The organism is Xanthomonas sp. A1809 (assembly GCF_017746015.1).
GTDB classification, from domain to species: Bacteria; Pseudomonadota; Gammaproteobacteria; order Xanthomonadales; family Xanthomonadaceae; genus Xanthomonas; species Xanthomonas euvesicatoria.
The window spans coordinates 87,746-109,243 of record NZ_JAGHWZ010000018.1 but is presented as its reverse complement, the minus strand read 5'-3'; the positions used below and the strand labels follow the sequence as shown (position 1 = coordinate 109,243).

The 21,498-nt window shown below is 64.8% G+C and carries 15 protein-coding genes; 6 read left to right on the top strand and 9 right to left on the bottom strand.

Features of this window, described 5'->3' with window-relative positions; genetic code table 11:
- Positions 1-11: 11 nt before the first annotated feature.
- From hflD to J7396_RS20215, 3 genes are read right to left on the bottom strand one after another with little or no spacing between them, the layout of a single operon-like run.
- Entirely contained in the window at positions 12-626 is a 615-nt protein-coding gene (gene hflD / locus J7396_RS20225) for a high frequency lysogenization protein HflD (protein WP_029819372.1), read from the bottom strand.
- Positions 626-1,762: a tRNA 2-thiouridine(34) synthase MnmA gene (gene mnmA, locus J7396_RS20220; protein ID WP_209262008.1), complete on the bottom strand. Its 1,137-nt coding sequence runs from the start codon at positions 1,760-1,762 to the stop codon at positions 626-628. The genes hflD and mnmA overlap by 1 nt, the downstream gene beginning before the upstream one ends.
- Positions 1,759-2,217, bottom strand: coding sequence for an NUDIX hydrolase (locus J7396_RS20215; RefSeq protein WP_209262007.1), 459 nt, complete (start codon positions 2,215-2,217; stop codon positions 1,759-1,761). The genes mnmA and J7396_RS20215 overlap by 4 nt, the downstream gene beginning before the upstream one ends.
- Positions 2,218-2,467: 250 nt before the next feature.
- Between J7396_RS20215 and clpS the strand changes: the two genes are divergently transcribed.
- Together clpS and clpA are read left to right on the top strand one after the other, a co-directional pair.
- Positions 2,468-2,788 carry an ATP-dependent Clp protease adapter ClpS gene (gene clpS / locus J7396_RS20210; RefSeq protein WP_005914463.1) on the top strand — a complete coding sequence of 107 codons (321 nt, stop codon included), beginning with the start codon at positions 2,468-2,470 and terminating at the stop codon, positions 2,786-2,788.
- A 142-nt stretch (positions 2,789-2,930) separates the two neighbouring features.
- Positions 2,931-5,213 carry an ATP-dependent Clp protease ATP-binding subunit ClpA gene (gene clpA, locus J7396_RS20205; protein ID WP_008575777.1) on the top strand — a complete coding sequence of 761 codons (2,283 nt, stop codon included), beginning with the start codon at positions 2,931-2,933 and terminating at the stop codon, positions 5,211-5,213.
- A 272-nt stretch (positions 5,214-5,485) separates the two neighbouring features.
- Here the strand turns inward: clpA and infA are convergent, their stop codons facing one another.
- The 5 genes from infA to trxB all read right to left on the bottom strand — a co-directional run bounded on the left by infA (position 5,486) and on the right by trxB (position 10,125).
- Positions 5,486-5,704 carry a translation initiation factor IF-1 gene (gene infA / locus J7396_RS20200; protein WP_002813418.1) on the bottom strand — a complete coding sequence of 73 codons (219 nt, stop codon included), beginning with the start codon at positions 5,702-5,704 and terminating at the stop codon, positions 5,486-5,488.
- Positions 5,705-5,784: 80 nt separating this feature from the next.
- Entirely contained in the window at positions 5,785-6,537 is a 753-nt protein-coding gene (gene aat / locus J7396_RS20195; protein WP_065628589.1) for a leucyl/phenylalanyl-tRNA--protein transferase, read from the bottom strand.
- A 130-nt stretch (positions 6,538-6,667) separates the two neighbouring features.
- Positions 6,668-7,711 carry an NAD-dependent epimerase/dehydratase family protein gene (locus J7396_RS20190; protein WP_209262006.1) on the bottom strand — a complete coding sequence of 348 codons (1,044 nt, stop codon included), beginning with the start codon at positions 7,709-7,711 and terminating at the stop codon, positions 6,668-6,670.
- Positions 7,712-7,977: 266 nt separating this feature from the next.
- Positions 7,978-9,099: a GNAT family N-acetyltransferase gene (locus J7396_RS20185; protein ID WP_209262005.1), complete on the bottom strand. Its 1,122-nt coding sequence runs from the start codon at positions 9,097-9,099 to the stop codon at positions 7,978-7,980.
- Positions 9,100-9,156: 57 nt separating this feature from the next.
- Entirely contained in the window at positions 9,157-10,125 is a 969-nt protein-coding gene (gene trxB, locus J7396_RS20180; protein WP_014090139.1) for a thioredoxin-disulfide reductase, read from the bottom strand.
- 283 nt (positions 10,126-10,408) lie between these two features.
- On the opposite strand from trxB, the gene J7396_RS20175 reads away from it, so the two are divergent.
- From J7396_RS20175 to lolA, 3 genes are all read left to right on the top strand, one after another.
- The gene (locus tag J7396_RS20175; RefSeq protein ID WP_008575323.1) at positions 10,409-12,766 is read left to right on the top strand and encodes a DNA translocase FtsK; all 2,358 of its coding nucleotides are present in this window, start codon (positions 10,409-10,411) and stop codon (positions 12,764-12,766) included.
- A gap of 150 nt (positions 12,767-12,916) precedes the next feature.
- A complete protein-coding gene (locus J7396_RS20170) occupies positions 12,917-14,845 on the top strand; it encodes a DUF3857 and transglutaminase domain-containing protein (RefSeq protein ID WP_209262004.1) in 1,929 nt (642 codons plus the stop codon).
- Positions 14,846-14,909: 64 nt separating this feature from the next.
- Complete coding sequence (gene lolA / locus J7396_RS20165) at positions 14,910-15,581, top strand: outer membrane lipoprotein chaperone LolA (RefSeq protein WP_029819379.1); 672 nt, start codon at positions 14,910-14,912, stop codon at positions 15,579-15,581.
- Between the two features lie 144 nt (positions 15,582-15,725).
- On the opposite strand, the gene xopZ is transcribed toward lolA, so the two are convergent.
- Positions 15,726-19,961 (bottom strand): XopZ family type III secretion system effector, encoded by a 4,236-nt coding sequence (xopZ, locus tag J7396_RS20160; RefSeq protein ID WP_209262003.1) that lies wholly within the window; start codon positions 19,959-19,961, stop codon positions 15,726-15,728.
- Positions 19,962-20,122: 161 nt separating this feature from the next.
- Between xopZ and J7396_RS20155 the strand changes: the two genes are divergently transcribed.
- Entirely contained in the window at positions 20,123-21,496 is a 1,374-nt protein-coding gene (locus tag J7396_RS20155; RefSeq protein ID WP_071118019.1) for a replication-associated recombination protein A, read from the top strand.
- The last annotated feature ends 2 nt before the right edge of the window (positions 21,497-21,498 follow it).

Here is a 21,498-nt window from a genome sequence, read left to right as displayed (position 1 = left end):
TTTCGCGCCATTTAGCGCAACGCGCGGTCCACCGCTTCGATCATCGCGCGCTTGGCGAACAAAAAATCCCACAGGCTGCCGCCCATCTGCCGCCACAGCACCGCCGAGCGCACTGCTGCCAGCAACAGCGCGCGGATCTCCGCAACCACGCCGGCCTGGCCCAGGTAGTGCGGGTTGCCCTGGACCATGACCTTGGGCCGCAAGTGGCTGATGGTCTGCGCGTACAGCCCGCCGAGCGAGCTCAATACATCGGGGTGGCTGCTGTCGCCCAGCTGCTGGGCCTGGCGCGCTGCCGCGTCGATTCCGCTGGCGACAGTGGCGACGGTGCTGGCATCGCGCACGAACCGGCGCTCCAGCTGCAGCACGGCCAGCGCCAGGCGCGGCAGCACTTCGTCCTGGCCTTGGTTGCGGAAGTAGTTGTGCAGCAGGCGCAGGCCAGGCGCCAGCGCCGCTGCCGAGCCGTACACGGCCTCTGGCGAGGCGGCGTCCACCCGGAACACGCTGTCCATGGCGGTACGCACCGTCGCCGCTTCCGAATGCCCGGTCTCGGCGATCCGCCGCACCTGTTGCAGGGCCTGAGCGACGCCGGCAAGCGCCAGCACACGGTGATCCATGGAAACACTCATCAAGCCACTACCTCAGAGGAAAAAGAAGATCCCGCCAACTGGCGTTCCAGCGGTGCGTCGGTGGCGGCGATGACCGCGCCGCCCAGGCACTCCTGCCCGTCGTACAGCACCAGCGACTGCCCCGGCGTCACCGCCCGTTGCGGCCGTTCGAAGCGCACCTGCACGCTGCCATCGTCCTGCACCTCCACCGTGCAGGGCTCGTCGGGCTGACGGTAGCGCGTCTGCGCAGTGCAGGTGAACCGGCGTGCCGGCGGCGCCCCGGTCACCCAGTGGGCTTGTTCGGACTGCAGCCAGCGCGATTGCAGCAGCGGGCTGTCGCGGTCCTGGTCCACATACAGCACATTGTTCGCCACATCCTTGCCGACCACATACCACGGCGCCGCCGCCCGCCCGCGCACGCCGCCGATGTTCAGCCCTTCGCGCTGGCCCAGGGTGAAATAGAACACCCCCGGATGCTCGGCGATGCGCTGCCCCTGCGGGTCGCGGATCTCGCCGGCGCGCGCGGGCAGGTAGCGGCCCAGAAACTCGCGGAAATCGCGTTCGCCGATGAAGCAGATGCCGGTGGAATCCTTCTTGGCATGGGTCGGCAAGCCGGCATCCTGGGCAATCCGGCGCAACGTGCTTTTTTCCAGATCGCCGATCGGGAACAGGGTGGCGGCCAACTGCGCCTGCCCCAGCTGATGCAGGAAATAACTCTGGTCCTTGCCGCGGTCGGCGCCACGCAGCAGCCGCCACCGCCCGCCGCGATGCGCCACCTGCGCGTAATGGCCGGTGGCGATGCGCTCGGCACCCAGCGCCTGTGCTGCATCCAGAAAATGCTTGAACTTCACTTCGCGGTTGCACAACACGTCTGGGTTGGGCGTGCGTCCGGCCGCATATTCGGCCAGGAAATGCGCGAACACGCCGCTCCAGTATTCGCCGGAGAAATCGCGAAAATGAAACGGGATGCCCAGCACGCCGCACACCGCCACGGCATCGCGGCGGTCGTCTTCGGCGCGGCAATCGCCGCTGCCGTCGTCGGCCCAGTTCTGCATGAACAGCCCCGCGATCGGCTCGCCTTGCTGCGCCAGCTTCCACGCCGCCACCGACGAATCCACGCCGCCGGACACACCCACCACAATCCGTGGCGTACTCATGCGACGTGCCGCACCGGGGAGAGCGGATAGCGCTGCCCTGCCAGGTAGTCGGCAACCACCTCCCACACCAGTGGGCTGCGCAGGCGCTCGGTGGAGGCGCGCAGTTCGTCCGGGGTCATCCACAGCGCGCGCACCACGCCGGTGTCGAGGCTGCGTTCGGAGTGATGGGCTAGCGCATCGGCAACGAATGCAAAGCGCAAAAAGCACTGTCCGTTGGGGGCAACCCATTGGTAGGTACCGATGAACTGGGTCAGGCGCACGTCCCAGCCAGTCTCCTCGAGGGTTTCGCGCACGGCCGCATCCAGCAGGCTTTCGTTCGGCTCCAGATGCCCGGCAGGCTGGTTCAACAGCAGGCGGCCGCCGATGGCTTCTTCCACCTGCAAAAAGCGTCCATCGCGCACCACGACGGTAGCCACGGTCACATCGGGATGCCAGCGTTGCTCTGGCGTACTCATCGAATCTGCTCCAACGCGGTCGACCACCTGTGCGCTGCTTGCGCGGCGGGGACGGCATTGCGGTGCCACCGCGGCACGGCTGCGCCGTCGTGTGCGGTGCGCATCGGGGCATCTGCGGTCGACGACGGCGCCAGCAGCTGCGCGGTCATGGGATCGGTCATCAAGGGCCAGCCAGGGAATTGGAGACAAATTGTGCGGGGCGCAGCGTAAATCGTCCAATGCGTGCAAGGTTGAACCGTATAATGGCCGGATGCCTCGGAATACCTCACACGAACACGACCACGGCCTGATGGTCGAAGCCAGCAAGCCCGAAGTGGCGCCACCGCCGCGCTACCAGGTGCTGTTGCTGAACGACGACTACACCCCGATGGACTTCGTGGTGACCGTCCTGGAGCAGTTTTTCAACCTGAATCTGGAGCAGGCCACCCAGATCATGTTGCACGTCCACACCCGCGGACGCGGCGTGTGCGGGGTCTACAGCCGAGAGGTTGCGGAGTCGAAAGTGGCCCAGGTCAACGAGTTTTCGCGCATGAACCAGCACCCGCTGCTGTGCACGATGGAACAGGCCTGAGGCGCCCGGCAGGTCATTCCAGCAGCGCAACAGTGTGGCTGCGATCACGTGCTAACGCTGTCTGAACATGCCTATCCGATAGGGTTGTGGAAAATCCCAACAAAAGCCGCATATTGTTGGCAACAGCCGTTCGGAGTTACCAATGTTCAGCAAAGACCTAGAGCAAACCATCGGCCAGTGCTACAAGCGAGCACGCGAGGCGCGTCATGAGTTCATGACCGTCGAGCACCTGCTGCTCTCGCTGCTGGACAACCCTTCCGCCCAGGCCGTGCTCAAGGCCTGTGGGGCAGACCAGGTGCGCCTGCACAATGACCTGGAACAGGCGATCGAGGCCTCGGTCTCGCGCCTGGCCGAGGACGACGGGCGCGACACGCAGCCCACCCTGGGATTCCAGCGGGTGTTGCAGCGCGCGGTCTACCACGTACAGTCCTCGGGCAAGAAGGAAGTTACCGGCGCCAACGTGCTGGTCGCGATCTTCGGCGAGAAGGACTCGCATGCGGTGTACTTCCTGAACCAACAGGACATCACCCGCCTCGATATCGTCAATTATCTCTCGCACGGCATCGCCAAGCTGGGTGAGGACGGCGAGCAGCCGTCCGCGCCGGATGGTGAGTCCAAGAGCGAAGGCGGCGAGGGCGAAGCCAAGGGCGACGCCCTGGCCGAGTTCGCCACCAATCTCAACGATCAGGCACGCAACGGCAAGATCGACCCGCTGGTCGGCCGTAGCGATGAGATCGAGCGCACCATCCAGGTCCTGTGCCGTCGGCGCAAGAACAACCCGCTGTACGTGGGCGAGGCCGGCGTTGGCAAGACCGCGATCGCCGAGGGCTTGGCCAAGCGCATCGTCGACAACGACGTGCCGGAAGTGCTCGCCGATGCGGTGATCTACTCGCTGGATCTGGGCGCCCTGGTGGCCGGCACCAAGTACCGCGGCGATTTCGAAAAGCGTCTCAAGGGCGTGCTGGCTGCGTTGAAGAAGGTGCCGAATGCGGTGCTGTTCATCGACGAGATCCACACGATCATCGGTGCCGGATCGGCGTCGGGCGGCACCATGGATGCCTCCAATCTGATCAAGCCGGCGCTGTCGTCGGGCGAGCTGCGCTGCATCGGCTCGACCACGTTCCAGGAATATCGCGGCATTTTCGAGAAGGACCGTGCGCTGGCGCGTCGGTTCCAGAAGATCGATATCGTCGAGCCGACCGTGGGCGAGACCTTCGAGATCCTGCAGGGCCTCAAGCCCAAGTACGAGGCGCATCACGGCGTGACCTACGCCGATGACGCGCTACAGGCCGCCGTCGACCTGTCGGTGAAGCATATCGGCGACCGTTTGCTGCCGGACAAGGCGATTGACGTGATCGACGAGGCTGGTGCGCGTCAGCGTCTGCTGCCGGAAGGCAAGCGCAAGGAACTGATCGATATCGAAGAGATCGAGACCATCGTCGCCAAGATGGCACGCATTCCGGCCAAGCAGGTCAGCGCGACCGACAAGGACGTGCTGCAGCACCTGGAGCGCAACCTGAAGATGGTGATCTTCGGGCAGAACCCGGCGATCGAGACGCTGGCCGGTTCGATCAAGCTGGCGCGCTCGGGTCTGGCCAATCCGGAAAAACCAATCGGCAACTTCCTGTTCGCCGGCCCCACCGGTGTCGGCAAGACCGAGGTCACCAAGCAGCTCGCGCTGCAGCTGGGGATCGAGCTGGTGCGTTTCGACATGTCCGAATACATGGAAGCGCACTCGATCAGCCGTCTCATCGGTGCGCCCCCGGGCTACGTCGGTTTCGATCAGGGCGGCTTGTTGACCGAAAAGATCGTCAAGACACCGCACTGCGTGCTGCTGCTGGACGAAGTGGAGAAAGCGCATCCGGACATCTTCAACATCCTGTTGCAGGTCATGGACCGCGGCATTCTGACCGACACCAACGGGCGCGAGGCCAACTTCAAGAACGTGATTTTGGTGATGACGACCAATGCCGGCGCCACGCAGGCATCGCGTCGGTCGATCGGTTTTACCAAGCAGGATCATTCCACCGACGCGATGGAGTCGATCCGTCGCGGTTTCACGCCCGAATTCCGCAACCGTCTGGATGCGATCGTGCAGTTCCAGCCCCTGGCGTTCGACCACATCCTGCGGGTGGTGGACAAGTTCATTATCGAACTGGAAATGCTGTTGCAGGAAAAGCACGTCTCCCTGTCGGCCACCCCGACCGCGCGCGACTGGCTGGCCCAGCATGGCTTCGATCCGCTGATGGGTGCGCGGCCGATGTCGCGGGTGATCCAGGAGAAGATCAAGCGCCCGCTCGCCGACGAACTGCTGTTCGGCAAATTGGTCGACGGTGGCCGGGTCAGCATCGACGTCAAGGATGGCGAACTGGTGGTCGAGGCGCATCCGGAACCCGAACGCCTGCTGCCCGCGACGGTGGATTGATCGTAAGGTTGTTTTCGCAGTTAAGGAAAAGCCGCTCGAAAGAGCGGCTTTTTTACGTCTTCAGCGCGCATCGCGATCACGCACCCTGACGATGGCACGCTTGGCGGGGATGGCTGCTGGGTGATGCGTTTCTACGCTGCCAGCAAGTCTTGCCAAGCCGACGGTGCGGAGCAGGGCAGTGCGTCCGGGTAGGTGCCTGTCACTGTGCGCTCGAATTGCGGGCACGACAAAAAGCGGCCAATGGCCGCCTCGCGTCTCGGTACCAGAACCGCTTACTTCATGCGGTAGGTAATACGACCCTTGGTCAGGTCGTAGGGAGTCATCTCAACTTTGACCCGGTCGCCGGTCAGGATGCGGATGTAGTTCTTGCGCATACGTCCGGAGATGTGGGCGATGATTTCATGCCCGTTCTCCAGCTTGACCCGGAACGTGGTGTTGGGAAGCGTCTCGCTGACGCTGCCTTCGAATTCAATGGAGTCGTCTTTCGACATGTAATCCTGTGCAGTCACGGCTGGCCCGGCAGGGCCGTAAGGGACGGCATTTTACGCGCCATCTCCCCGCGGTGCAAATTTTATGTTAAGCGGGTCTCACACAGCTCGCTGGCGGCGTGTTCGCCGTAACGCGCAGACCAACTACCCGGCGGTTCCGTCAGGGCAACCTGGCGTTGCACCTGGTGCAAAAAGTCAGCGCGCGGCAAGCGTTCGGCGCCCAGGCTCAGCAGGTGCGGATTTTCCACCTGCGCATCGATCAGTGGCCACCCTCGGCCATGCAGATTGGCGGCCAAGGCGGCTAGTGCCACCTTGGAGCCGCCGCTTTCCCCGCTGAACATGCTTTCGCCAAAAAACATCCGGCCGATCGCGACGCCGTAGATCCCGCCAACCAGGCGCGCGCCGTCGAACACCTCGATCGAATGCGCGTGGCCGAGACGGTGCAAGGCGATATAGGCCTGCTGCATTTCCGCGGTGATCCAGGTGCCGTCCTGGCCAGGGCGCGGACTCGCAGCACAGGCGTCGATCACCTGTTCGAAGGCGGTATCGGCGCGAACCGTCCAGGTGCTTGCGCGAAGCTGGCGCTTGAAGCGAGAGGACAGGCGCACGCCGTCAGTGCGAAAGACCATGCGCGGATCCGGGCTCCACCACAGGATCGGTTGGCCCTCCGAATACCACGGGAAAATGCCGTGCGCGTACGCGTTGAGCAGGCGCTGGGGCGACAGATCTCCGCCAACGGCAAGCAGTCCGTCGGGATCGGTCAGGGCGGCCTCGGCAGGCGGGAATGGGGCCGAGGCGGAAGTGCCCAACACGGTGGGACGACGAAAGGGCGTCATCACGCCGGCCACCGGCCGGATCGCCACGGCGCGCCACGCAGGCATGGAAATGGAGCGGCAAAGGGCATGGGCAGGTGCCTGGTTCGGTTCCGGCGATGGTACAGGTGCGCCTGCGGAGCACCCAGCTGGCTCAAGCCCGTCGCTGCCGGTCCCAGCTGGCGTAGTGCTCGTGCAAGGTCTGCTCGACCGGACGGTAGTCCACGCCCAATTCCTGGCGCGAGCGCCGGTTGTCCAGGCCGAAGCGGATGCCGAGATGATTGCGAATGTACTTGGGGCTCAGCCCGAAGAAGGGGCCGAGTAGCCGCAACGCCAAACCGGGAATCTGCAGACGCGGCAACAGGTAAGGGCGGCGGTGGACCTTGCGCAGGAACCGCGCGATTTCCAGGAACGAGATCATCTGTGCCGAGGCGACGATGTAGCGGCCGTGCGCGCTGGGCCGCTTGGCCGCGGCGATGTGTGCGTTGGCAACTTCACGCACGTCCACCGTGGCAAAGCTCAGGTCCGGCACGCCATAGAAGAACAGGCCGCGCATCAGTTCGTCGAGCAGGAACAGGCTGCCCGAATCCGAGCCTGCGGCCGGGGACGGACCGAGCACCAGGCCGGGATTGATGCAGACCAGGTCCCAGCGCTGCTGCGCACGGTACATGGCCCACGCCTCCTGCTCGGCGACCACCTTGGAGTAGTGGTAGGGATTGTGATCGAGGCTGCTGGTGGTGTTGAAGAAGGCTTCTGACAGCGTTTGCCCGGGCATGTCCAGCACGTCGCGGTAGTCGCCGAAGATCGCGCCGATGGTGGACGTGAGCACCACCCGCTCGACGCTGGAAGTCGCGTTCACCTTGGTCAGCACGTTCCTGACGCCTTGCAGCGCGGGTTCCAGCAGTTGGGTGCGGCCGTTCTTGATCTTTTCCGGCATCAGGAACGGCGAGGCGACGTGATGCACCACAGAGCAGCCCTGCATCGCGTCGGCGAAGGAGCCGGGTACCAGCAGGTCTGCTTCGAACAACCGCAATCGGTCCGGGTGGTCCGCCTGCAGCTGCCGTAAAGGCCGCAGCTTGGGCGAATCGTGCAGGCTGCGCACGGTGGCGTGCACGGTGTCGCCCGCTTCCAGCAACTGCTTCACCAGCCGGCAGGCGACATAGCCACTACCGCCGGTGACCAACACCGTTTGCTTCATGGGCCGATTCCGGTGCGGGCGACATGCCCGAATCAATAGTCAACGCTAGCATATTCTGCGGTAGCGTCCGCAAGTGCGGAATGATCGGGTACCAGGCACGGCAAATGCGCGGCCTGCGAGGGCTACGATGAGGACTGATGAACGGGTCTCGCGCGACGGCGCAGAGGCCTGCCACGTCGGCCTGCCACGTCAGGCGGTGCCTGGATTTGTGCGGCGGCGGTGCGATGTATCGACCCGGGATGGGTGGAGAAGCCGCCGCAGGGCGATCACGCTTGGCGGAACGGCGAATGGCGCAGCAGGGCGGCGGCGTGCTGCTCGACCTCGGCCCGCTCTTGCGCGCACCAGTCCGCCAGCGGCTCGCGAAAGCCCGGATCGGCAATCCAGTGGCGGCTGCGCACCAGCGTCGGCAGAAAGCCGCGCGCGATCTTGTGCTGGCCTTGTGCGCCAGGTTCGAAGCGGGTCAGGCCTTCGCGCAGGCAATATTCGATGCCCTGGTAATAGCAGGTCTCGAAATGCAGGCCGGGCAGGGCTTCACCGCCCCAGTAGCGGCCATACAAGGTGTCCTTCCCGCGCAGGCAGAGTGCACCGGCGATGGGTTGCCCATCGAGGTCGGCCAGGAACATCACCAGTTGGCGCGGCATGGCCGTGGCCAAGTGCTGCAGGAACTGCGGCGTCAGCGCGGGCGAGTTGCCGTACTCGTTGAAGGTCTTGAGATAAAAGCCGTACATCGCGGCCAGCTCCGCATCGCTGGCCTCATCACCGTGCACCACGCGCAGTTGCACGCCGGCGCGCTGCACCTTGGCGCGTTCCTGGCGAATGTTCTTGCGGTGCTTGTGATCCATCGCCGACAGGAACGTCTCGAAGTCGCCCCAGCCGCTGGCGTTGTGCCAGTGGTACTGCAGGTCGTTGCGTTCCAGCCAGTCGGCATCGAAGGCGGCGTCTTCACCAGCGGGGTAAAAGTTCACATGCGCCGACGACAGTCCGCTGCGCTCCACCAGCTCGCGCATCGCCTTCAGCAGGTGGCCGCGCCACGTGGGCGCACCGAGCAGGCGCGGGCCGGTGACGGGCGAGTAGGGCACCCCACACAGCCATTTGGGGAAGTAGTCCTGGCCATAGCGCGCGTACGCATGCGCCCAGGCATGGTCGAAGACGAACTCGCCGTGCGAGTTGTTCTTGAGGTAGCCGGGAGCCGCGGCGACCAGAGTGTCACCCTCCCACAAGGTCAGGTGCAGCGGGTTCCATCCCCAATCCGGGCGCAGGCAACCCTCACGTTCAAGGCCTTGCAGAAATGCGTAGCTGATAAAGGGATGCGTGCCATCGTGCAGCGCATCCCAGGCGCCGGCCGGCAACTCGTCCAGCTGGCGACACCAGCGTGCGGTTATGCCCATGCGGGCAGCCCCTTGGCGATGCTGGCCGCGTGGCGCGGCCGGCAATCAGGCGCCATCTCAGGCGCTCTTGTCGAGATAACGCTCGGCATCCAGCGCGGCCATGCAGCCGAAGCCGGCCGAGGTGATGGCCTGGCGGTAATGCTGGTCGGCCACGTCGCCGGCGGCGAACACGCCGGCCACCGAGGTCTCGGTCGCGGCGCCGTTCAGGCCGGAGCGGATTTCCAGGTAGCCGTTGTTCATTGCCAACTGGCCATCGAACAACTGCGTGTTCGGGTGATGGCCGATCGCCACGAAGAAACCATGCGCATCGATGTCGCGGGTGCTGCCGTCGATGGTGGACTTCACTCGGACGCCGGTAACCCCGGCATCGTTGCCCAGTACCTCGTCGATGGCATGGTGCCAGACGGTCTCGATCTTGCCGGCGGCCACTTTGGCGAACAGCTTGTCCTGCATGATTTTCTCTGCGCGCAGCGTATCGCGGCGATGCACCAGGTAGACCTTGCGGGCAATGTTGGACAGGTACAGCGCCTCTTCGACCGCGGTGTTGCCGCCGCCGACCACCACCACGTCCTGGTCCTTGTAGAAGAAGCCGTCGCAGGTGGCGCAGGCGGAGACGCCACGCCCCTTGAAGGCTTCTTCGGTGGGGATGCCCAGGTACTTGGCGGTAGCGCCGGTGGCGATGATGAGCGCGTCGCAGGTGTACTCGGCCCCGTCGCCGATCAGCCGGAACGGACGCTGCGACAGATCTGCCGTGTGGATATGGTCGAAGATGACCTCGGTCTCGAAGCGCTCGGCATGCGCCTGCATGCGGCTCATCAGGTCCGGACCCATCAGGCCGTGGGGGTCGCCCGGCCAGTTGTCCACCTCGGTGGTGGTCATCAGTTGGCCGCCTTGCTGCAGCCCGGTGATGACCACCGGCTTGAGATTGGCGCGGGCGGCGTAGACCGCGGCGGTCCAGCCGGCCGGGCCGGAGCCCAGGATCAACAGGCGGGAGTGCTTGGCGGGGCTGGCAGAAGAGGCGCTCATGTATACTCGCGATCTAGGAATTGGTAGGGCAGGCGAAGTAATTCACGCCCCCGTGGCGGCATAGAGTGGCGGTCCCCACCCGGTGAATCAAGGCGGCGCGATGGAACTGCTTGAACCGCAGATGGCATGCTCCGCTCCAACCACGTGCTCGACGCCGCCTTGTGCGGCGTTTTTCGTTGAGCGGCGCTTGGTTGGATGGCCAGGGCGCATGCAACTGCTGAAACCGTGGCTTCAGTCGTTTATTATCAAACACTAACAGCATTTTTCTAAGGTCTGGCTACAGGTGGCAAAGCAGGTTCCCGAACGCAGCAGCAAGCCCGCAGAGGGCAAACCGTCGTCGCGTAAGACGGCGGTGGCGGACAATCCGCGGCGGCAGAAGCTCTGGCGCGATCTGGCCTTGATCGCGGTGGCGCCGTTGCTGCTGTATCTGCTGGCCAGCCTGTTCACTTACTCGGCGACCGATCCGGGTTGGTCGCGCACCGGCAATCTGGTTGCGCCGATCCATAACATGGGCGGCCGATTCGGCGCCCTGGCGGCCGACGTGCTGCTGCAGCTGTTCGGGTATGTGGCTTTCCTGCTGCCGGTGCTGTTGGGAGCGGTCGCCTGGATCGCCTTGATCGGCGAGCGCGAGGAGCAGAGCCAAAGCGACCTGGGGCCGGCGCTGCGCCTGGTTGGGATGGTGGGGTTCCTGATTTCCTCGACCGGCTTCCTGCACCTGCGCCTGTTCCAGGGCGAGGTGGCCGAGGCCGGCGGCATCCTGGGCAAGTTGGTCGCCGGCTCGCTCAGTTCCGGCTTCGGTGCCTTGGGCGCGAACTTGTTCGTGTTGGTGCTGCTGCTGGTGTCGATCACCCTGGCGACCGGCTTGTCGTGGTTTGCGGTGATGGAGCGCATCGGCAAGTGGGTGCTGGCGCTGGGGCCGCTGATGCAGCGCAAGACCCATCAGGCCACCGAGTGGCAGCAGACCCGGGTGATGCGCGAAGAACGCGAGGAAGTGCGCAAGGTCGATGCGGTCAAGCAGGCCAAGCGCGAGCCGGTCAAGATCGAGCCGCCGCCGGCGCCGGTGGTGGAAAAGAGCGAGCGCGCCAAGCGCGACACCCAGATTCCGATGTTCCAGGGCGTCAGCACCGACGGCTCGGACCTGCCGCCGCTGGCGCTGCTGGACGACCCCAAGCCGCAGACCAAGGGCTATTCGGAAGAGACGCTGGAAACGCTGTCGCGCCAGATCGAGTTCAAGCTCAAGGACTTCCGCATCGAGGCGCAGGTGGTCGGGGCCTATCCGGGCCCGGTGATCACCCGCTTCGAGATCGAGCCGGCACCGGGCATCAAGGTCAGCCAGATCAGCTCGCTGGACAAGGACATCGCGCGCGGGTTGTCGGTGAAATCGGTGCGCGTGGTGGACGTGATTCCGGGCAAGTCGGTGATCGGCCTGGAAATTCCCAATGTCAGCCGGGAAATGATCTTCCTCTCCGAATTGCTGCGCTCCAAGGAATACGACAAGTCGGCCAGCCCGCTGACGCTGGCCCTGGGCAAGGATATTGCCGGGCGCCCAACGGTGGCCGACCTGGCGCGCATGCCGCACTTGCTGGTCGCCGGTACGACCGGCTCGGGCAAGTCGGTGGCGGTCAATGCGATGGTGCTCAGCCTGCTGTTCAAGGCCTCGCACAAGGAACTGCGGATGCTGATGATCGACCCGAAGATGCTCGAGTTGAGCGTCTATCAGGGCATCCCGCACCTGCTGGCGCCGGTGGTCACCGACATGAAGGAGGCCGCCAACGGCCTGCGCTGGTGCGTGGCCGAGATGGAGCGCCGCTACAAGCTGATGAGCGCGGTGGGCGTGCGCAACCTGGCCGGCTTCAACAAGAAGGTCAAGGACGCCATCGACGCCGGCCAGCCGATGATGGACCCGCTGTTCAAGCCGAACCCGGAACTGGGCGAAGCGCCCCGGCCGCTGGAAACGCTGCCGTTCATCGTCATCTTCATCGACGAATTCGCCGACATGATGATGATCGTCGGCAAGAAGGTCGAAGAGCTCATCGCGCGCCTGGCGCAGAAGGCGCGTGCGGCCGGCATCCACTTGATCCTGGCCACGCAGCGGCCATCGGTGGACGTGATCACCGGCCTGATCAAGGCCAATATCCCCACCCGCGTGGCGTTTCAGGTCAGCTCCAAGATCGATTCGCGCACCATCCTGGACCAGTCCGGCGCCGAGGCGCTGCTGGGCAACGGCGACATGCTGTACCTGCCGCCGGGCACCGCGCTGCCGGATCGCGTGCACGGGGCTTTCGTCAGCGACGAGGAAGTGCATCGCGTGGTCGAGCATCTCAAGGCCAGCGGGCCGGTGTCCTACGTCGAAGGCGTGCTGGACGAAGTGCAGACCATGGGCGATGGCACCGTGGTCGGTGCCACCGGCTTGCCGGAAAGCAGCGGCGGTGGCGGCGACGAATCGGATCCCTTGTACGACGAAGCCTTGCGCATCGTCACCGAGACCCGGCGTGCGTCGATTTCCGGCGTGCAGCGGCGTTTGAAGATCGGCTACAACCGTGCCGCGCGTCTGATCGAAGCGATGGAGGCGGCCGGCGTCGTCAGCCCGCCCGAGCACAATGGCGACCGTACCGTGCTGGCACCGCCGCCGCCGAAGTAGGCGCCGGCGATGTCGTGGCGCGTTTTATGTGCAGCTTCCGATCGGGCGCCTGCAGCAATGCCGCATTCTTGGAAGCCCGTGCCTGTCATTGCCCGGCACAACGGCTACCCTGTGGGTGAGGGCCGCTCCGGCCCGCCGTGATCGAGACCCATGTTGCATCGTCCCTCGTTAGTGTTCGTGCTGCTCCTCTATCTCCCGCTGCTTGCCCAGGCACAGCAACGGCCCGCGCCCACTGCCAGTGCTGCAACCCGCACGCAGGCCGACACCAATTACAGTTTCGTGCGCTACCGCGCCGACTACGAGGTGCGCGCCGACGCCAGCAGCGTTGAAACCGACGAATACGAGATCCTGCTCAAGACCAAGTCGGCCGTGGAGCAGTTCAGCCAGGTCCGGCTGAGTTATAGCGAGAAGATGGAAACGCTCGATGTGCTGCAGGCGTATACCGTCACGGCCGAAGGGCTGCGCCAGGACGTGGCGGCCGACAAAATCTATACCCAGGAAAGCTATTCCAGCGCCTCGGCAGCGATGTATGCCGACCGCAAGGTGAAAGTGGTGGTGTTCCCGAATCTGGCGCCGGGCGCGCGCATTGTGTACCGCGTGCGGCGGGCACAGAACACGCCGTATTTCCCCGGTTACTTCAGCCTGTGGGAGACCTTCAGCGTCTTCGCGCAGTACGACGATGCGGTGATTACGTTGGTCGCGCCGAAGGGGCTGCCGATGCATCTTTCTGCACGCGGGCTGCAGGGCAGCACCAAGCCGGTGGTGCGCGGCGACCAGGCACGCTGGGAGTGGCGCTACCAGCGCACCGCGCCGATGAAGAACCAGAACTGGAGCGCTGCGACCTGGGAGTTCAGCCCCACCTTGATGGCCAGCACCTTCGATAGCTGGTCGCAGATGGGCCTGGCGTACCACGTCAAAGGCGGGCGCGCTGCGGCGGTGACGCTGGCGATCCAGGCGCTGGCCGATGAGGTCACCCGCGGTATCGATGCCCCGCGCGCGCAGGCTGCCGCGCTGTATGCGTGGGTGGCGCGCAATATCCGCTACGTGGCGGTGTATCTGGGCAATGGCGGGCTGGAACCCAACAGCGCCGAGAGCATCCTGGCCAACCATTACGGCGATTGCAAAGACCACACCGTGATTCTGGAGGCACTGCTTGCCGCCAAGGGGATTGCCAGCACCCCGGTGCTGATCGGGGCAGAGGGCGGCCCGACCTTGCCGCAGATCCCGGTGCTGGGCCGCTTCAACCACGCCATCACCTACATTCCCGCATTCGATCTGTACGTGGACTCGACCAACCCCTACGCACGCTTCGGCCAGTTGCCGGCCGGCGATCTCGGCGCGCCGGTGGTGCATACGCGCGATGGCAAGGTCACGCAGACGCCGCCGAACGACCGCAAGGTCAATCGCTATGTCGCCCGCACCGAATACCGGTTCACGCCGCAAGGCGATCTGCAGGGCACCACCACGCTCGACAGCGGGCAGACCGGCGAAGTGGGCTTGCGCGCGATGTTCGTGCAGCTCAATGCGCAGAATCGCAACCGGATCGAAGAGTCGATCCTTGCCCAGTCCGGTTTCGACGGCACCGGCGATCTGCTGATTCAGGGCGACCCGCTGGATCTGGATGCACCGTTCAACTACCGCTACACCTTCCAGGCCAAGGACGCGGTGGACTTCTCGGTGGTCGGCGGCATGACCTTGCCGGATATGCCAGGTGCCGAGTCAACGCGCGCCATCTACACCACCACCTCGGCCGAAAACAATCTGACCCCGTTCTACTGCAACGACAGCGTGCGCGAAGAAACCTACGTGGTGAGCTTTCCCGAGACGGTGCCGATCATCGCCATTCCGCGCAGCAGCACCTTTCGCAATGCCGCCGGCGAATACGTGGTTGAGTGGACACGGCAGGGGCAGACGGTCACCGCCGTGCATCGCCTGCAGCGTGCCGCCGTGCGCGGGCCACAGGCGTTGTGCCAGCCGCAGGATTACCGTGCGTTTCGCGAGCTCTACCAACAGGTGCGGCGCGGGTTTCGCGGGCAGATTGTCTATGGCGATCTGTCCAGGGTGCAGACGGCACGATGAGGCGGATTGCCGCGCACACGCCGCCATCTGAACATGCCGTGCGATAGCGCTCGCCCATTCATCTATGAAGTATCAGAATCTACGCATGTCCTTCTGGAAGACCGCGATGCATCGCCAGCTCCGTTATGCCGTCCTTGCCACTGCTCTGTTCGCCAGTACCGCGTTTGCCGGTGCGCGCCAGGAGCTGGACACCTTCACGCGAGGGTTGAAGGGACTGGATGGGCAGTTCAGTCAGCGGGTGACCGACGCGAACGGCCGGGTCAAGGAAACTTCGAGCGGGCGGGTCGCACTGGCGACACCGCGTCAGTTCCGTTGGGAATACGCCAAGCCCTATAAGCAGCTGATCGTGGCCGACGGCAAGAAGGTCTGGGTATTGGATCCGGATCTGGAGCAGGTCACCGTGCGCGCACAGGGCAGCGAAGAACAGAACAGCCCGCTGGTTGCATTGATCGACCCGGCGCTTCTGGACAAGAAGTACGATGTCAGCGAAGAAGCCGCGCCACGCGACGGCCTGCAATGGTTGTCGCTGACGCCCAAGGTGGACACCGACGCCAGCTTCCAGATCGCCTCGCTGGGGTTCGGCAAGGAGGGCCTGGCCAGGATGGAAGTGGTGGACGCGGTCGGCCAACGCACCGCGATCAGCTTTAGCGGCTGGAAGCGCAACCCGGCGTTTTCTGCAGACACCTTCCGCTATACGCCGGCCAAGGGCGTGGATGTGGTGGGCGACGCGCAGTAAAGCGTCTGCGGGGCTCTCGGGATGAACGCATGGCGCAGCGAGCGGCTGTGCCTGCGGGCGCGCAGCAGTTGTCGTGACCTGACAGATGCACCCGCAGTTGTCGTGACCTGACAGATGCACCCGCACAGGAGCGATGCCACCACGCTACGGGACTGGCTCGTACGGGATCCACTGACCAACCGTCCGACTCGCCTCCGCTGCCTGGTTGGTCTGGCGTTTGATGAAGAAATCGAGGCCACGTTCGCGCTGGCGTTTGCCCTTTTCGCGCAGGATCAGGATGGTCGGTTCCCAAATGCTTGGGTGGCTGATGAGCTCATCGAATGCGCGATCGGCTTCCGCCGCTTGCGCTTCGCATCCGGCGACCCGCAATAGCTGGGCCTGCGCGCGCAGCGCGTCCAGGCGTGGTGCAGCCTCTGCCTGCAACACCCAGTCCACGATCAGCGAGGCGAACTTGTTGTCTTGCATGTGGAGGCGGACCCGGTCGATGAAGTCCTGCAACTGGCGCTCGGCCACCATATAGAGCCGCTGGTCATCGACCTTGCCCTGCAGTTTGGAGATTCCGTAGTGGGTCCATAACTGCCAGTTACGCTTCACTTCGCGTTCGAATGAGGCGAAGTTGAAAAATTCGAAGCCACGATCGGTGCGCACGGGATCGATTTCGTTGTTGAACATCCACAAGGTGGAGAACGTCGTGCTGCCGGCCGAGCGCAGTTCCCTGCTGTAGCCGAGATCAAGCGTGGCCATGGACAGCCGCGCCACTGGTGTGGGCGGCGCATTGCCGGTGCCTGGGTGCGTCCACTGCCGGGCGACGATACTGGCCGATGCGCGCCCTGCGATCTCTACCCTGGATTGCGCGCTCGAATCCTTCAGCACCATGGTCATGTAGCCTTCGATCGGCGTCTGCGACCGGGAGGTTTCGCGCCGCGCTTTCACGCCGAGCGACGCGCCCAGGGTGGCGCGACGCGGTTGGCCATCCATGTTTCCCACGCGCACGCCGGCAGCGACGCTGAGGCTGGATTCGGTGGCCGAAGTATTGCGTTCGGCATGGCCGATCAAGCCAACGGTGATGCTGGGGTGGTGCGCCAGCAGCTCCCCCAGGAAGTCGCGCTCGCTCAACTGGCCTGCATCGCCGCCGGATTGCTCGGCCAGTTGCAGCAAGTGTTCGAACATGGCCAGGAATTGCGCGCGCTGCTCCAGCTCCTGGCCCTTGCCCCGTCGCGGTACGCGGATTTGCACGCCATGCTCGATGCCCGATTCCTTTTTCATGCGCCATTCGGCTGCGCCCGTGATACCCACCGGTGCACGTTCGGTGCCCGGCAGCAGCACGCCCGCGCTAATGCCGGTACTGGCGTTGAACTGCCGCGCCTTCTGCCGCCCGATCTGCAGCGACAACCCGGTCCGCCCCATGTAAATCTCCACCGAGCGATCGGAACTGGTCTGGCCGCCCGCGGAGAGTTTCAGTCCCAGGCCGCTGGGGATGATCGCAAGTGCGGCCGACAGCGGCGTCGTATTGAGTCCGATCACCCGTTGCTCGGTAAGACGCAGCTTGTCGCGCCATTCCAGTCGTTCCATCAGGTTGCGCAGGCATTCGAACAGCGCACGTGGCGATCTGACGCGGGAGGTGTCGCCCTCGTGCAGAAGGCGACTTGCATGACCGATGGCCTGATGAAAGTGGGTGCGCGCGTCAGACGCCAGTTCTTCATCCAGGATCGCTGCACCAACCGGCAGGTCGCTCGGCTGTCCGGCGTGGTCGAGCAGGCCACGCTGGATCAGACGCAGCGTTTCGGGCAGACGCATGCGGCCGGCGCGTAATGCACCCCATGCGGATGCGATGGCCGGATGGCACGCCGCCGGCTGCAGGTCGTCGGTCTCGTTCACGGAGGCAGCCACCGAGCGCTGAAGCTCCTGGGCACGCCGTTCGATCGTGCCCAGCACCTTGGCGGTGAAGGTCAGGTCGGTTGCGTTCTGCTCGTGTGGGAGCCATTGCACGTATTCCAACAGCGCCTGCATTGCCAGCTCGTCCTGCGACGGCATTCGTCCGCCCACCAGCTGGATCTGGCGGCGCGCGACGAGCCAGCTGGTCAGGTGGCCGGCCGCTTCGCGAAAAGCGTCGTTGGCACGCCGCACGGCGGTGGGAAGCGCTTCGGAGGCGCCGACCTTCATTCCCAGCTCAAGTGCGTTGAAGGGATTGAGGGCGCGCCTGCCGCGCCGTCCACTGCCTGCGACCGCCCATTGCGCAAACATCTGCAGGCATGCGTTGACGCGCGCATAGGGTGAACCTGCCCTGGTGGTTTCGTAGCCATTGCGGAATGCGTGAAATGCGCTGCGCTGGGCATCGGTTGCAGACTGCAGGCCCTGCAGCGGCGAGTCTCCATGCACGGCATGGCGCGCTCCCATCTGCGCATCGCCCAGCCAGCTGCGTTCAGCCTGTTCTGCGTCCGGCATCAGTGCAAGCCGGTGGCTGGCACGCAGGTGGACCTGCGCCGCCTCCAACCATTCCCTGGAGGGGGGCGTGGCTTCTTCGCGCAGCATGTGCGAAAGAACCTGCATGCCACGCGGAACGCTGGCCAACAGGCCGACGCAGGCGGTGACGGTCTCTATTGGCTGGGCCGCCTCGGCAGCGATGGAGACCTGTGGCGGCGGAATCAGCTCACGCAACCGCACCATGCCCAGGCGTCGCAGCACGTCGGCCGCTGAGGCAGCATCGCCTTCGCTGGCGATCGCCAAGGCCTGCAGGGCGATGCGCAAGGCGTCGACCGGCTGCAAGGCGTCGCTCCCGAACGCAGCGCTGCGGCCATGCAGAGCGTCAGCCCAGGCGCGCAGAACCTGTCGACTCACGGGGTCGATGGTTTCCTCGCGAAAGCCGGGCAGGGCCTCGAGCAGTGCGTCCATGGTGTCGGCGACGATCTCGGCAGCGACGGGCCGGGCCTCATCGGCCGGCGGCTGCGCGGCTGCATGTTCCGCCACGCGCTGCATGTCGCCGTTCGCAGCTTCCAGCGCGTTGACCGTCTGTTCGTGCTGCCACACCTCCTCGGTGTTGATCCGCGACGAATGCCGCGCCTGCTGCAGTTTTGCCTCGACCTGGTCGAGGCGCTGCTGTAGACGTCGCGCATGCCGCCGACAGCGCTCGGCATGCGTGCGTTGCAGGGTCAGCATGTTCTCGTTGCGTCCCAGCCGTGTGCGCAGTGCCTCGACTTCTCGGTTTCGCTCTGCAGCAAGGTGCGAGCCGAGCGTGCGCGAAGCCGGCCTGTTGGCAGAGTTGCTTGCTTGATCCGACTGCAACGCATCGCGTGCTTGCGCATACGCGCTTCGCAATCGATCGATTTCCGCGTTAGCTTCCGCAAGTGCTTGCTCTGCTTGTGCTGCCTGTGCCGAGCCGCGGCCGAAAAAGACCGCTTTGGCCAGCGCATCGCCGCGTGCGCGCGCCTGCTGCACTGCGTGCTCGAGCCGAGTGCAGGCGCGTTGCAGCTGTAAGCGATCGACGCCCTGCTGCGCGTCGGCCGAGGATGGGCCCGCGTGCGCTGCGACAGCGCGCGACGGCTGATCGTGCGGTAGCGCGTTCAATGCGGCGCGTGCGGAGAGGATGTCCGACTCGAGATCGTGGATCGCGGCCGCCACTGCATCAGTCTGTGCATTGCATCCATGCAGCTGTTGCAGCAGTTCGGCACGTTCGCGCGTCAGCGCGTTGATGCTGTCGCTCAGGTTGGCGGCGCGCCGGGCTCTCAGGGCCAACTGCTCGCGTGCAGCCTGTAGCGTTTGTGCATGCGCGTAGCTCAGCTCGTCCTGGCGACGCCGGCAGATGCGTGCGGCCAGGTCGTTGTTGGATTGTTCCAGGCGGGCGATCAGTGCCTCATTGAGATGCTGGGTGGCATTGGACAGCAGCGGGGCTGCTCGCAGATCACGGGCGGCATCGGCGTTGCGATCCGATGGGCAAGCTGGTGTGTCCCGCGCGTACTGCACCGAGGAATAGCGTAGCAGGCTCGTATGTGGTTCTGGCGAACCGCTACTGAGCCCCAATCGTTCTGCGGCCTTCCTGCAGGGGCGCGGGAGGGCGTGTTTGCGTTTGGGAGCGGCCTTCAGTCCGGGATCGACGACGCTTGGCTGTCTTGCTTGCTCAAGTAGCGTCGCGGACCAACCCAGCGGATCTTCCTGTGCCTGGATCAGTTCCGCCTCGAACGCGCATGGGTCCGGAGTCGCCAATTTGTTGTGCGTCTGCCGCCGCGCAGAAGGCTTGGATGGATGCGCGATGGTCTCGGCCATCCCTGGAAGGCAAGCGGCGATGACGGAGGGGCGAAGCGGAATGCGAGGCATGGTGGAATCCGTGCGCTGAACCTGCCGCTTGCGCTTGCGCAGCTCGTGGCCGATGCGGAATGCCGGCAAGCGATTGCGGTCACTCGTTACTCAGTAACAGTATTGCGCTACGCAGTCGATGCGTTGCACCTGCGCGAAGTGGTCGCTTGGAAAGAGAACGTCGGCGTCCCAGCGATGGCCGAACACTGCGTTGTGGAACGTCCATCAGGCGCAGGCGGTAGAATGAAGGGGTGAGCAAAGCCAAACGTCCCGACTCGATCACACCCGATCTGCTGCACGTCGATCGCAGCGCCATGGGGCCCTTGGCAGAGCGGATGCGGCCGCGCACGCTTGACGAGATGGTGGGCCAGAAGCGATTGCTGGCTCCCGACAGCGCCCTGCGGCGCGCGGTGGAATCCGGCCGCGTGCACTCCATGATCCTGTGGGGCCCGCCGGGATGCGGCAAGACCACATTGGCCTTGTTGCTCGCACATTACGCAGACGCCGAATTCAAGGCGATCTCGGCCGTACTCTCCGGCTTGCCGGAAGTGCGGCAGGTGCTGGCAGAGGCGGCGCAGCGTTTTGCCGGTGGCCGCCGCACCGTGTTGTTCGTCGATGAGGTGCATCGCTTCAACAAGGCCCAGCAGGATGCGTTCTTGCCGCATATCGAACGCGGCACGATTCTGTTCGTCGGCGCGACCACTGAAAACCCGTCCTTCGAGTTGAATTCAGCGCTGTTGTCGCGCTGCCGCGTGCATGTGCTGGAAGGCGTGTCGCCGCAGGATATTGTCGAAGCCTTGCAGCGTGCCTTGCGCGATGCCGAGCGCGGCTTGGGGGCAGAGACGATCCAGGTCAGCGAAGCGTCGCTGCTGGAAATCGCCAGCGCCGCCGACGGCGATGTGCGTCGGGCACTGACGCTGTTGGAAATTGCCGCGGAACTGGCGGCAGGTGAGGGTGGCGAGATCACGCCACAGACGTTGCTGCAGGTGCTGGCCGACCGTACGCGCCGCTTCGACAAGAACGGCGAGCAGTTCTACGACCAGATTTCGGCGTTGCATAAGTCCGTACGCAGTTCCAACCCGGATGCAGCGCTGTACTGGCTGACGCGCATGCTCGATGGCGGGTGCGACCCTGCGTATCTGGCGCGTCGGTTGACCCGCATGGCGATCGAGGACATTGGTCTGGCCGATCCGCGCGCGCAGAGCATGGCGCTGGAAGCCTGGGACATCTACGAGCGCCTCGGCAGCCCGGAAGGCGAGTTGGCATTCGCACAGCTGGTGCTGTACCTGGCCAGCACTGCCAAATCCAATGCCGGCTACGCTGCCTTCAACCAGGCCAAGGCCGAAGTGCGCGCCACCGGCACCCAGGAGGTGCCGCTGCATCTGCGCAACGCGCCGACCAAGCTGATGAAGACGCTGGGCTATGGCCAGGATTACCAGTACGACCATGATGCCGAGGGCGGCATCGCGCTGGATCAGACCGGGTTCCCGGATGCGATGGGCGAGCGCGTGTACTACAACCCGGTGCCGCGCGGGATGGAGATCAAGCTGAAGGAAAAGCTCGATCGGCTGCGCGAGGCGCGCGCGCTGGCACGGGCTGACAAGGCCGGCAAGCCCACGGCATAATG